The sequence below is a fragment of the Brevundimonas sp. genome, from assembly GCF_035626535.1.
GTDB lineage: Bacteria > Pseudomonadota > Alphaproteobacteria > Caulobacterales > Caulobacteraceae > Brevundimonas.
Genome location: NZ_DASPNO010000080.1, coordinates 1 through 12,924, shown reverse-complemented (window position 1 = coordinate 12,924; position 12,924 = coordinate 1). Strand labels below are relative to the sequence as shown.

Annotated in this window: 12 protein-coding genes; all 12 read right to left on the bottom strand. The window is 68.1% G+C overall.

Going from position 1 to position 12,924, the window contains the following annotated elements:
- Nucleotides 1-13: 13 nt before the first annotated feature.
- Nucleotides 14-1,228, bottom strand: a complete 1,215-nt coding sequence (locus VEC04_RS12730; RefSeq protein WP_324777362.1) for a M50 family metallopeptidase — start codon at nt 1,226-1,228, stop codon at nt 14-16.
- 23 nt (nt 1,229-1,251) lie between these two features.
- A complete protein-coding gene (dxr, locus tag VEC04_RS12725) occupies nt 1,252-2,448 on the bottom strand; it encodes a 1-deoxy-D-xylulose-5-phosphate reductoisomerase (RefSeq protein ID WP_324777361.1) in 1,197 nt (398 codons plus the stop codon).
- Complete coding sequence (locus VEC04_RS12720) at nt 2,445-3,254, bottom strand: phosphatidate cytidylyltransferase (protein ID WP_324777360.1); 810 nt, start codon at nt 3,252-3,254, stop codon at nt 2,445-2,447. The genes dxr and VEC04_RS12720 overlap by 4 nt, the downstream gene beginning before the upstream one ends.
- 5 nt (nt 3,255-3,259) lie before the next feature.
- Nucleotides 3,260-4,015, bottom strand: coding sequence for a polyprenyl diphosphate synthase (uppS, locus tag VEC04_RS12715; RefSeq protein WP_324777359.1), 756 nt, complete (start codon nt 4,013-4,015; stop codon nt 3,260-3,262).
- A 32-nt stretch (nt 4,016-4,047) separates the two neighbouring features.
- Entirely contained in the window at nt 4,048-4,605 is a 558-nt protein-coding gene (frr, locus tag VEC04_RS12710) for a ribosome recycling factor (protein ID WP_324777358.1), read from the bottom strand.
- 29 nt (nt 4,606-4,634) lie between these two features.
- Nucleotides 4,635-5,378 (bottom strand): UMP kinase, encoded by a 744-nt coding sequence (gene pyrH / locus VEC04_RS12705; protein WP_324777357.1) that lies wholly within the window; start codon nt 5,376-5,378, stop codon nt 4,635-4,637.
- Nucleotides 5,379-5,431: 53 nt separating this feature from the next.
- Nucleotides 5,432-7,105, bottom strand: coding sequence for a ribonuclease J (locus tag VEC04_RS12700; protein WP_324777356.1), 1,674 nt, complete (start codon nt 7,103-7,105; stop codon nt 5,432-5,434).
- Nucleotides 7,102-7,884 (bottom strand): type III pantothenate kinase, encoded by a 783-nt coding sequence (locus VEC04_RS12695; protein ID WP_324777384.1) that lies wholly within the window; start codon nt 7,882-7,884, stop codon nt 7,102-7,104. The genes VEC04_RS12700 and VEC04_RS12695 overlap by 4 nt, the downstream gene beginning before the upstream one ends.
- Complete coding sequence (locus tag VEC04_RS12690) at nt 7,881-8,630, bottom strand: biotin--[acetyl-CoA-carboxylase] ligase (protein WP_324777355.1); 750 nt, start codon at nt 8,628-8,630, stop codon at nt 7,881-7,883. Before VEC04_RS12690 ends, VEC04_RS12695 begins: the two co-directional genes overlap by 4 nt.
- Before the next feature lie 7 nt (nt 8,631-8,637).
- Nucleotides 8,638-10,080 carry an NADH-quinone oxidoreductase subunit NuoN gene (gene nuoN, locus VEC04_RS12685; protein ID WP_324777354.1) on the bottom strand — a complete coding sequence of 481 codons (1,443 nt, stop codon included), beginning with the start codon at nt 10,078-10,080 and terminating at the stop codon, nt 8,638-8,640.
- Nucleotides 10,081-10,087: 7 nt separating this feature from the next.
- A complete protein-coding gene (locus VEC04_RS12680; RefSeq protein WP_324777383.1) occupies nt 10,088-11,566 on the bottom strand; it encodes an NADH-quinone oxidoreductase subunit M in 1,479 nt (492 codons plus the stop codon).
- An 11-nt stretch (nt 11,567-11,577) separates the two neighbouring features.
- A partial coding sequence (locus tag VEC04_RS12675) for an NADH-quinone oxidoreductase subunit L (protein ID WP_324777353.1) occupies nt 11,578-12,924 on the bottom strand: 1,347 nt, incomplete at its 5' end.

The following is a 12,924-nucleotide window of genomic DNA, read 5'->3' as shown; positions in this document are numbered from 1 at the left end:
TGGCGTCGGCTCATCAAGCGAGCCCGCCGAGGAATTTGAACAGGCTCAGCTTCTGCAGGTCGTTCCAAGTGGCGAACAACATCAATCCCGCCAGCAAAGCAAGGCCAACGCGATACCCGACCTCCTGAACCCTTGCGGGGACTGGCCTGCGGGCCACAGCTTCATAGCCGTAGAACAGTAGGTGGCCCCCGTCGAGCACCGGGATCGGCAGCAGATTTACAATGCCGATTCCGATCGAAACCAGGGCGGCGAAGCTGAGAAACGTCAGGGCTAGGTTGGCGGCCATCCAGCCGGGATCGGGATTGGCGGCCACAGCCTGCTGGGTCACGCCTCCGGCGGCCTTGGCGATGCCGATCGGGCCGTTGAGCAGGTCGCCCGACTCCTTGCCGACGACGATGCGGCCGATATAGGTCGCGGTCGTGCTCACCGTCGTGCCGATTGTCTCGATCCCCTTGCCGAAGGCCTCGACGGGATTGAGCCGGCGGAAGCTGAAATCCTCAATCCGGCGGTCCATTCCGAGCCCGATGCGGGCGATTCGCACCCGGCCTGCGATCTGGTCGTTCTCGAGACGCCGCTCGGGCGTAGCGACCAGGACGATTTCGCGGCCATTACGATCGACCGTGAAGCGCAGGGCGTCGCCGGCGCTCATCATGACGGTGCGGGTGACATCCGAAGTGTCCGCGACCGGGCGGCCATCGATGGCCTTGATCAGGTCGTTCGGCCGAAAGCCGGCGGCGGCCGCCGGCGTGCCGGCCTCGACCTGCGCGACCCGGGGCGCCAGCACCTGTTCGCCGACCGCCGTGAACAGCAGGGTGAACAGCACCATGGCCAGCAGGAAATTCGCCGCCGGGCCGGCCGCCACGATCAGCGCCCGCTGCCAGATCGGCTTGAAGTGGAAATAGTCGCGCTCGGCGCCCGGCCCGTTTTCGGCGATGACGCGCTGGCGCAGTTCGGCGAGGCCCGCCTCGTCCGGCACGCTGGAGGCGTCGAGGTCGCCGGAGAATTTGACGTAGCCGCCCAGCGGCAGCCAGGCCATTCGCCATTCCGTGCCGTGACGGTCGGTGCGGCCGAATATCGTCTTGCCGAAGCCGACCGAGAACCGGTCGATCTTCACCCCGAACGCACGCGCGACGAGAAAATGGCCCAGTTCGTGGATGGTGACGATGAACGTCAACACCAGCAGGAATGGGACGATGTAGAGCAGCGCCTGGCCCAGGAAGCCCGTCATGCCGATATGAATTCCTCCGCCGTTCAGGCCGCTGCGGCCAGACCCCGGACGATCGACTCCGCTTCGCGCCGCGCCAGTGCATCCACGGCCAGAGCCGCATCGCAGGCGTTGCGGGAACCGGAATCCACCCCCGAGGCCGTCACGCGCGACAAGGTGTCGGCGACGACTGCGGCAATATTGAGAAAGGCCAGACGGCGGTCAAGAAACGCCAGCGCCGCCACCTCGTTGGCCGCATTGAACACGATCGGAGCCGAGCCGCCAGCCTGCAGCGCCTCGCGGGCCAGCTTGAGGGCCGGAAAGCGGGTCTCGTCGGGCGCCTCGAACGTCAGCCGGCCCAGGGCGGCGAGGTCCAACTTCGGCGCCGGCCACGCGATCCGCTCCGGCCAGCCGAGGGCGCAGGCGATCGGCGTCTTCATGTCGGGCGGACCCAGCTGGGCCAGCGTCGAGCCGTCGACGTATTCGACCATGCTGTGGATGATCGATTCCGGATGCACGACGATATCGATACGGTCGGCGGGCATGGCGAACAGATAGGCGGCCTCGATCGCCTCCAGACCCTTGTTGGCCATGGTGGCGCTGTCGACCGAGATCTTGGCCCCCATGCTCCAGTTGGGATGAGCCACGGCCTGCTCCGGGGTGATCCCGGCCAGGGCCTCGCGCGGCGTGGTCCGGAATGGGCCGCCGGACGCCGTCAGGACCAACTTGCGCACCTGATGCGGCGCGTCATGCGGGAACACCTGGAAGATGGCCGAATGCTCGGAATCGACCGGGATCAACCGGCCGCCCGAGCGGCGCACCCGCTCGATCAGCGACGGGCCGCAGCAGACCAGGCTCTCCTTGTTGGCCAGCGCCAGGGTCGCGCCGGTTTCGGCCGCCGCCCAGGCCGAGCGCAGGCCGGCGGCGCCGACGATGGCCGCCATGACCCAGTCGGTCGGCCGGGCGGCGGCCTCGATCACCGCTCCATCCCCGGCCGCGGCCTCGACCCCGGTGCCTGACAGGGCGTCCTTCAGCTCCGCGAGACGAGCCGGATCGGCCGTGACGGCCAGCTTCGGCTTCCAGCGTCGCGCCTGTTCGGCCAGCCGCGCGATATTGGCCCCGCCGGTGAGCGCCTCGACCTCGAAGGCGCCGGTCCCGCTCGCCTCGGCCTGCTCCATCAGCTCCAGCGTGGAAGTCCCGACCGACCCGGTCGAGCCCAGCACCGTGACACGACGCCGGATCATGCGGCCGCCCCGAAGGTCAGGAACAGCAGCCGGCCGCAGGCCACGACCACAACCGCGAACATCAGGCCGTCGACCCGGTCGAGCAGGCCGCCGTGGCCCGGGATCAGCTTGCCCGCGTCCTTGACGCCGTAGCGCCGCTTCAGCGCGGACTCCCAGAGGTCGCCGGCCATGGTGGCCAAGGCGGCCCCGAGACCGAGCAGCGCGCCCCAAGCGGGACCGATGCCGAGATCGAGCCAGGTCGCGAGCAGCGCGCCGGCGCCGGTCCCGGCCGCCAGCCCGCCGATAAAGCCGGACCAGGTCTTGTTGGGCGAGAAACGGGGCCACAGCTTGCGGCCGCCCACCAGGCTTCCGACCACATAGGCCATGATGTCGGAGGCCCAGGCGATGATGAAGGCCGAGACGGTCCAGGCGAGTCCGCTGGCCGACGACCCGTCCCTGAGCCAGATCAGCAGCACCGCCGGCCAGCCGAGGTAGAGAACGCCGTAGGCCGCGTCGAGCGCCTCCTGGCCCCGGCTGCGCGCGAACAGCCCGGCCGCGGCGGCGCAGAACACCAGCATGACCAGCGCCAGCGACAGCTGTTCGGCATGGGCCGAGATGACCGCCGCGAACAGGCCGAAGGCCACGGCCCCGGCCATCACCCGCCAGGCCGCGGCGGCGCTCATCATGGCCCACTCGACCGCCAGCAGGGCGCAGGCCAGCAGCATCAGGGCGAGGAACCACAGCCCGCCGGCCCAGATGCCGAGGACGGCGGCCGGAGCCAGCACGACGGCCGACGCAGCCCTGAGGCCTATGTCGCCGGCCCGCATCGCCATTAGCCCGCCGCGAGCGCGGGAGCGGGCGTGAGCCCCCCGAAGCGCCGGTCGCGGTTCCGATACTGTTGAACGACGTCCGCCAAGGCTTCCGCCCCGTAATCCGGCCACAACACGTTCTGGTAGACCAGTTCGGCGTAGGCCGCCTCCCACAGCAGGAAGTTCGACAGCCGCTGCTCGCCCGAGGTGCGGACGATGACGTCGACGGGCGGCCCGCCGGCCGTGGACAGCCCCTGCCCCAGCGTCTCCTCGTCGAGGGGACCGGTCGCCTCCCCCGCCAGCACGCGGTCGACATGCCTCCGGGCGGCGTCGACGATGTCGGCGCGGCCGCCATAGTTGAAGGCCACCTGCAGCAGGAATTTGTCGTTGTGGGCGGTGCTCGCCTCGGTGTGGTCGATGATTTTCGCTATGTCGGCGGGCAGGCCCGTGCGGCGGCCGAGGATTCGCACCCGCACACCCTCGCGCTCCAGCCGCTTCAGGTCGCTGGCGACATAGGAGCGGACCAGCCCCATCAGGTCGGAGACTTCCTCGGCGGGCCGACGCCAGTTCTCGGTCGAGAAGCCGAACACCGTCAGGCAGCGGATGCCCAGCGCCGGCGCCGCCTGGACGGTGCGCTTCAGCGCCTGAACGCCCTCGCGATGGCCCATGGCCCGCGGCAGGCCGCGCGCCTGCGCCCAGCGCCCGTTGCCGTCCATGATCAGGGCGACATGGCGGGGCCCGTCAGACGCGGGCGGCGATGAATGGGGCTCGACGGGCATGACCGGCGCGTATCCTACGGCAAAACGCGCCGTCAAACCTGCATGATCTCAACTTCCTTGGCCTTCAAGGTCTCGTCGATGCGCTTGATGGCCGCGTCCGTGTCCTTCTGGACCTCGGTCTCCATCCTCTTCTGCTCGTCCTGGCTGATCTCGGAGGCCTTCTCGGCCTTCTTCAGATCGTCGTTGGCGTCGCGGCGCACGTTGCGGACGGCGATCTTCTGCTGCTCGGCGTATTTGCCCGCCAGCTTGACCAGATCCCGTCGACGCTCCTCGGTCAGTGGCGGGATCGGAATGCGCAGGGTCTGGCCGTCGACGATCGGGTTGAGGCCGAGCCCGGCGGCGCGGATGGCCTTTTCGACCGAGACCACCATGCCCTTGTCCCAGACGTTGACCGAGATCATCCGCGGCTCCGGCACGCTGATGGCGGCGACGGAGTTCAGCGGCGCGGTCGAGCCGTAGGCCTCGACCTGAACCGGATCCAGCAGGCCCACGTTGGCGCGCCCGGTGCGCAGTCCGGCGAACTCCTCCTTCAGCGCGCCGACCGCCTTGTCCATGCGGTCGCGGTAGCTCTTGAGATCAGGCTTTGCCATGGTCTTTTCTCTCGTTCTCGAACGGCTTGTCAGGCTGATTTAGCGTTGGACGTGATGACCGTGAAGGTGCCTTCGCCGGTCAGGGTCTTGCGCAGCGAGCCGTCCTCGCGGATCGAGAAGACCACGATCGGAATGCCGGAGTCACGCATCAGGGCGATGGCCGAGGCGTCCATGACCTTCAGGTCCTTCGCCAGCACGTCGTGATAGGTCAGGGTGTCGTACCGCGTTGCGGTGGCGTCTTTCTTGGGATCGGCGGTGTAGACCCCGTCGACGCTGGTCCCCTTGAGCAGGGCGTCGCATCCCATTTCGGCGGCCCGCAGGGCGGCGCCCGAGTCGGTGGTGAAGAAGGGCGCCCCGACGCCGGCGGCGAAGATCACCACCCTGCCCTTTTCGAGGTGGCGCAGGGCGCGGCGCCGCACATACGGCTCGGCCACAGCGTTCATTGTCAGGGCACTCTGCACCCGGGTCTGGACGCCGATCTTCTCCAGCGCCGCCTGCATGGCCAGTGCGTTCATCACCGTGGCCAGCATGCCCATGTAGTCGGCCGTGGCGCGGTCCATGTCCCCGGCCGCCTTGGACAGGCCGCGGAAGATGTTGCCACCGCCGATGACGAGGCAGATCTCGACGCCCTCGCGGGCCACTTGGGCGACGGCCTCCGCCACCGTGGCGACCGTCTTCATGTCGATGCCGTAGGCCTGATCGCCCATCAGCACCTCGCCCGACACCTTGAGCAGGACGCGCTTGTAGCGAAACTCTGGCGGGGCGTCGGGCATCGGAGGTCCTTGGGGCGGGGATTCGGCCCCTTATAGGAAGCCCAACCGCCGGTTCAAAGCCTCAGGATGATGGTCTCGACGATCGGTCGGCGGTCCCAGATCTGCTGGCTGGCCTTCTTGAGGGCGCGGGCGACGGTCTGTTCGATGACCATTTCGTCTTCCAGGGCCTCGCCCTTCAGCTTCATCACCGCCGCCTCGGCCCGTTCGGCCAGGTCATCGAGAGCGTCGCCCAGCGGCGATTCCGCGTCGCCGGGCAGGCCGATGGCGCGCACGTCGATATCGCTGACGATCTTCCCGCGCCGGTCCATGGCGAAGCTGACGATCAGCACGCCATTGGTCGAGGCGTGACGCCGCTCGTGCAGCGCCTCGCCCTGTTCTGTAACGAGGCGGCCGCCGTCGACGTAGAGCCGGCCGCTCGGGACCTCGTCGATGATGGCGGCGGGCCCGGGGGCCAGACGCACCATGTCGCCATTGCGGGGCGTCACCGTCTCCGGCACGCCGATGTCCCTGGCGAGGTTGGCGTGTTCGGCGAGGTGGCGGCGCATGCCATGCGTCGGCACGGCGATCTTCGGCCGCGCCCAGGCGTACATCTGGCGCAGCTCCTCGCGGCACGGGTGACCCGAGACGTGGATGCCCGGATGGTCCCGCTCGGTGTAGATGCGCACGCCGCGGTCGGACAGCTTGTCCTGCAGACGGCCGACCGACAGCTCGTTGCCCGGGATGACCCGCGACGAGAAGATGCAGTGGTCGCCGCGGCTCAGCGAGATGTAGGGATGGGTGCCCTCGGCGACCCGGGACAGGGCCGCGCGCGGCTCGCCCTGGCTGCCGGTGCACAGGTACAGGATCTCGTCGGCGGGCCAGACCCGCGCCTCTCCCTCCGACAGGAAGGGCTGGATGCCCTCCAGCATGCCGACATGCTTGGCCGCCGCAGTGATGCGGTGCATCGACCGGCCGGCCAGCGAAACGCGCCGGCCCGAGGCCTCGGCGGCGCGGATGATGCTGTCCATGCGGGCCACGTTCGAGGCGAAACAGCCGACCGCGATCCGGCCCCTGAGGCTGCCGATCAGCTTGGTCAGGGCGTCGCGGACGTCGCCCTCCGAGCCCGCCACGCCCTCGATGAAGACGTTGGTGGAGTCGCACACCATGGCCAGCACGCCCTCGTCGCCGAGGCGGGCGATGGCGCCCGAGTCGGTGACGCCGCCCACGATCGGATCGTCGTCGATCTTCCAGTCGCCGGTGTGCAGCACCGTGCCCAGCGGCGTGCGGATCGCCAGCCCGTTCGGCTCGGCGATCGAGTGGGTCATGGTGATGAAGTCGACCGTGAACGGGCCGAGGTCGACTGTTCCACCGAGCGGAATCTCATGGATCTCTACCTGGTCGAGAATGCCCGCCTCGCGCAGCTTCTCGCGGATCAGAAAAGCGGTGAACGGCGTGGCGTAGAGCGGCGCCTTCATGCGCGTCCACAGCCAGCCGAGAGCGCCGATGTGGTCCTCGTGGGCGTGGGTGAGGACGATGCCGCGAATGGTCTCGCCCTCGAGGAAGGCGGGGTCCGGCACGATGACGTCGACGCCGGGCGTCGAGAGGTCGCCGAAGGTCACGCCGACGTCGACGACAATCCACTGGCGGTCGCTCTCCGGCCCGTAGCCGTAGAGGTTGAGGTTCATCCCGATCTCACCCGACCCGCCGAGCGGCAGGAAGATGAGTTCGTCGTTGTTCTGTTTTTTCATGCGCCCTTGATGTGGGTGTTCCGCCGCCAGATTTCGAGGAGGCCGCGGATAGTCAGGTCCGGATCAAACCGGTCGATCGAGTCTGTTGCGCCTTCGAACAGCGAGGCGACGCCGCCGGTTCCGATGACGGTCATGGGCTTGCCCCACTCCGCCTTGATGCGCGTGACCAGCCCCTCGATCAGGGCGACGTAGCCCCAGAAGACGCCGGACTGCATGTTGGAGACGGTGTCCTTGCCGATCACCTTGTCGGGCCGCTGGATGGCGATGCGCGGCAGCATGGCCGCCGCCTCGTGCAGGGCCTGCAGGCTGAGGTTGATGCCGGGCGCGATCACCCCGCCCTCGAAGGCTCCGTCGGCGGCCACGACGTCGAAGGTGGTGGCGGTGCCGCTGTCGATGATTATCAGGTCCCCTGGATAGGCCAGATGCGCGCCGATGGCGTTGACCAGCCGGTCGGCCCCCGCCTCGCTGGGTTTGAGGATGCGCACGGCGATCCCGAGGTCGACATTGTCGCCGATGACCAGCGGCTCGACGTTCAGATAGCGCCGCGACAGGTTGCGCAGATTGAAGATCGACTGCGGCACGACGCTGGAGATGATGCAGCCGTCCAGCTGACCGATGGTCAGGCCGCGCATGGTCAGCAACTGGCTGAGCCAGACGGCGTATTCGTCGGCCGTGCGGCTGGCGTCCGTCGCGGTGCGCCACTGGGCCGACCAGTCGGCGCCGTCATGGACCGCGAACATTGTGTTGGTGTTGCCTTGCTCGATCGCCAGAAGCATCAGGCGGCCTCCCCGAAGAATACGTCGCCGGCCGAGATCAGCCGCAACGTGCCGTCCGCTAGCCGGAGCCTGAGCGCCCCGTCCGGCGCCACGCCTTCGGCCCGGCCCTCGACCGTCTCATGACCGAGTCGCGCCGTCGCGGGCCCCTCAAGACCGGCTGTGCGCGCCGTCCACGCGTCGAGGATCGGCTCGAACCCCAGCGTGCTCCAGCGCTCCAGCCACACGCTGAAGGCCTGCGCCAACTGCCGGGCTGCGGCCTCGGCCGACGGCGCCGCACCGACGTCGCCGCGCAGGTGCTCCACCAGCGATGTCGCCGGCCGCTCGGTCCTCGACGGTGCGCGGGCCAGGTTGACGCCGATCCCGACCGCCAGCCACAGGCCGCCCGCCGAATGAACGCCGGATTCGACGAGAATGCCGGACGCCTTCTCTCCCGCCAACATCACGTCATTGGGCCATTTGATCGTCACCAGCGACGGCGGCGCGAAGGCGTCGAGCAGGTCGACCACGGCCAGGGCGGCGACGAAGGTGATCTGGGCCGCCTCGGCCGGCGGCTTGCGGGTGGTCAGCAGCAGGGTCGCGGCCAGGTTGCCGGTCTCGCTCTCCCACGTCCGCCCGCGACGGCCCCGCCCCTCGGTCTGGCGCCGCGCGGTGATCCACAGCGGGCCAGGCTCGCCGGCCTCGGCCCGGCGCCGGGCCTCCGCATTGGTGGAGTCGATCTGGTCGAGCAGCAGGAAGGGGGCGGCGGGCATGAACGCCCTACCCGGCTCCGAAACCGGCGGAGGCGGCGACGGTCAGCGGCTGCAGCCAGGTCAGACCAACGATGACCAGTGGGAAGGCGAAGGCGGCGCAGGCCCAGGCGATGGTCTTCGCCTCGAGGGGAGCCTTGTCCGGCGTCGCCTGATCCGGCGCCGGGTCGAACCACATCAGCTTGATGATCCGCAGGTAGTAGAAGCCTGCCACGACCGAGGCGACGAGACCCGCGGCGCCGACCATCCAGTAGCCCGCGTCGGCGGCGGCGCCGAATACGGCCCACTTGCCCCAGAAGCCCGACAGCGGCGGCATGCCCAGCACCGAAAGGCAGAGCACCGTCATCGCAAGGGTGGTCACCGGCCGCTCTTTCCGCAGCCCGGCGAAGTCGGCGATCGTTCGGATCGGCCGGCCGTTGCGGCCCAGCGACAGCAGGATGGCGAAGAAGCCGAACTGGTCGATGACGTACAGGGTCATGAACAGCAGCATGGCTTGCACGCCCAGCGTCGTGCCGGCGGCGATGCCGAGCAGGGCATAGCCGATGTTGGCGATCGATGAATAGGCCAGCAGCCGCTGCAGGTCGCGCTGCACGAGGCCGCCGAAGGCCCCAACCGCGAAGGAAATCAAAGAGATCAGGATCAACACCTGGGCCCACTGATCGTGCGAACCGGCGAAGGCCCCCTCGAGCGTGCGGGCGATCAGCACCATGGCCGCGACCTTGGGCGCGGTGGCGAACAGGGCCACGACCGGCGTCGGCGCGCCCTCGTAGACGTCGGGCGTCCACATGTGGAACGGCGCTGCGGAGACCTTGAAAGCCAGGCCGCAGATCAGGAAGACGAGGCCGAACACCAGACCGGTTGACGGGTTGGCCGCGGAGTAGGCGGCGATCTCGTCGAAGCGCATCGAGCCGGTGAAGCCGTAGATCAGACTCGCGCCATAGAGCAGCAAGCCCGACGACAGCGCGCCCAGCACGAAATACTTCAGGCCCGCCTCGGACGCCTTCAGGTCGTCGCGGTGGAAGGCCGCCAGAACATAGAGAGCCAGCGAGTGCAGCTCGATGCCGACGTAGAGCGAGATCAGGTCTCCCGACGACGCCATCATCCCCATGCCGGCCGAGGCCAGCACGATCAGCACCGGATATTCGAAGCGGGCGATGCGGGCGCGCTTCATCCAGCCGTCGCCGAGCACCACGGCCACCGCACTGGACAGGAAGATCAGCGCCTTGCCGTAGACGGCGAGCGGATCGGCCACATAGGCGCCGTTGAAGGCCTGTCCCAGCGGACCGGTCACGGCCAGGGCCGTGGCGCCGACCAGCAGCAGCACCGACAAGGCGGAAACGAAGCGCGCGCTCTTCTCGCCGGCGAAGGCGCCGACCATCAGCAGCACGAGGCCGCCGACCGCGATGGCTGCTTCGGGAGCCGAGAGCTGAAGGGCGGAGATAAGATCAGGCATCATAGTCTCACCCGCCGATCGCAAGTTGATAGGCGGAGGTCAGGGCCTCGACCGAGGCGGCGGTGTAGTCGAGCACCAGACCGGGCTGCACGCCCAGCCACACGGTGCCGATGATCAGCGGGGCGAAGATCAGGATCTCGCGCCTGTCGACGTCGGTGATGGCCTTCATGGCCGGATTGGTAATCTCGCCGAACATGACGTTGCGATACAGCGTCAGGGCGTAGACCGCCGAGAAGATCACGCCCGAGGCCGCGAACAGCGCCGTCCAGGTCGACACCTGATAGATGCCGGTCATGGTCAGGATCTCGCCGATGAAGCCCGAGGTGCCCGGCAGGCCGACGTTGGCCATGGTGAAGAGCATGAAGATGGCGGCGAACCACGGCATCCGCGCCGTCAGCCCGCCGTACAGGGCGATCTCGCGGGTGTGCATGCGGTCGTAGACCACGCCGACGCAGAGGAAGAGCGCGCCCGAGATCAGGCCGTGGCTCAGCATCTGGAACACCGCGCCCTGCACGCCCTGATCGTTGCCGGCGAAGATGCCCATGGTCACGAACCCCATGTGCGCCACCGAGGAATAGGCGATCAGCTTCTTCATGTCGGTCTGCCGGAAGGCGACCAGCGAGGTGTAGACGATGGCGATCGCCGACAGCACGAAGACCAGCGGAGCGAACATCTCCGACGCCTGCGGGAACATGGGCAGGTTGAACAGGATGAAGCCGTAGCCGCCCAGCTTCAGCAGGATGCCGGCCAAGATGGCCGAGCCCTCCGTCGGGGGCTGGACGTGGGCGTCGGGAAGCCAGGTGTGGACCGGCCACATCGGCATCTTGACCGCGAACGATGCGAAGAAGGCCAGCCACAGCAGCGGCTGGGCTTCCGGCGCGAAGGCGAAGGTCTTCAGCTCGGGAATGCTGGTGGTGCCCGCCGTGTGGGACATCCACAGCATGGCCAGCAGCATCAGGACGGAGCCGAGCAGCGTGTACAGGAAGAACTTGTAGGCCGCGTAGATGCGGTTCGCCCCGCCCCACACCCCGATGATGATGAACATCGGCACCAGGGTGCCTTCGAAGAAGATGTAGAAGAGGAACAGGTCCAGCGCCGTGAACACGCCGATGCACAGCGTCTCCAGCACCAGGAAGGCGATCATGTAGTCGACCACCCGCTCCTTGATGGTCGTCCAGCTGGCCAGGATGCACAGCGGCATCAGGAAGGCGGTCAGCAGCACGAACAGGACCGAGATCCCGTCCACGCCCATGTGGTATTCCGCGCCGGCGAACCAGACGTAGCGCTCGACGAACTGGTAGGTCGCGCTTGACCCGTCGACGCCCGCGACCAGCACGGCCGAGACGAAGAGGGTCGCCAGCGTCGTGATCAGCGCGATCCAGCGCGCCGCGCCGGCGGCCTCGCCCTTGCCAAGCAGGCGGGCGAGCAGGATCAGGCCCGCGCCGACCAGCGGCAGGAAGGTGACGACGCTCAGGATGAAGGGGATCTGGGGCAAGATCAGGCTCCCCACGCATAGATGGCGAAGGCAAGGAAACCGGCCACGCCGAGCAGCATCACGAACGCATAGTGGTAGACGTAGCCGGACTGGAGCTTGGCCAGCCGGGCGGCGGATTTCAGCGAGGCCCAGGCCGCGCCGTTCGGGCCGAGGCCGTCGATGATCTTCACGTCGCCGATCTTCCAGAACAGGTCGCCGACGGCCTTGGCGCCGCGCACGAAGACGACGTCATACAGCTCGTCGAAATACCATTTGTTGTAGAGGAAGCCGTGGACGAGACCGCCGCGTTCGGCCATCCGGCGCGCCATGCCTTCCTTTAGGACATAGAGCCAGAAGGCGGCGAAGGTCCCGATCAGGGTCAGCACCAGCGGCGACCAGACCACCCAGGTCGGGACTTCGTGGGCGTCGTGAAGGACGTGATTGTGCGGACCGTTGAAGATGGCGCCGCGCCAGAACTCGCCCTCGTGGTGACCAGTGAAGAAGCCTTCGAACAGGAAGCCCGCCGCAATGGCGCCGACCGACAGCGCCAGCAGCGGCACGATCATCACCCACGGGCTCTCGTGCGGCTTCAGCGGGCCGTGGTGGCCATGGTCGTCATGGCCATCGCCGATCGGCTCGGAATGGGTCTCCAGCTGGGCGTGCGAGGCGTGGTCGTCCGCGTGGTGCGCGCCCTCCTCCTTCCACACCGGCTTGTTGTGGAAGGTCATGAAGATCAGCCGCCACGAATAGTAGGCGGTCAGGCCGGCGGCGAAGATGCCGACGAGGAAGGCGAACAGGCCCATGGCCGAGTGGCCGGAGGCCGCCGCCGCCCAGGCGCTCTCGATGACGATGTCCTTTGAGTAGAAGCCGGCGAAGCCGCCGATGCCGGGAATGCCCAGACCGGTGATGGCGATCGTGCCGACCATCATCACGGCGTAGGTGATCGGCAGCAGCTTCCACAGCCCGCCCATCTGCCGCATGTCCTGCTCGTGATGCATGCCATGGATCACCGAGCCGGCGCCGAGGAACAGCAGGGCCTTGAAGAAGGCGTGGGTGAACAGGTGGAACATGGCCGCACCATAGGCGCCGACGCCGGCCGCGAAGAACATGTAGCCGAGCTGGCTGCAGGTCGAATAGGCGATGACGCGCTTGATGTCGTTCTGCACCAGGCCGACGGTGGCGGCGAAGAAGGCGGTCGCCGCGCCGACGATGGTCACCACCATCTTGGCGTCCGGCGCGTATTCGAACATCGGCGACAGCCGGCACACCATGAAGACGCCGGCCGTCACCATGGTCGCCGCATGAATCAGGGCGGACACCGGCGTCGGGCCTTCCATGGCGTCGGGCAGCCAGGTGTGTAGCCCGATCTG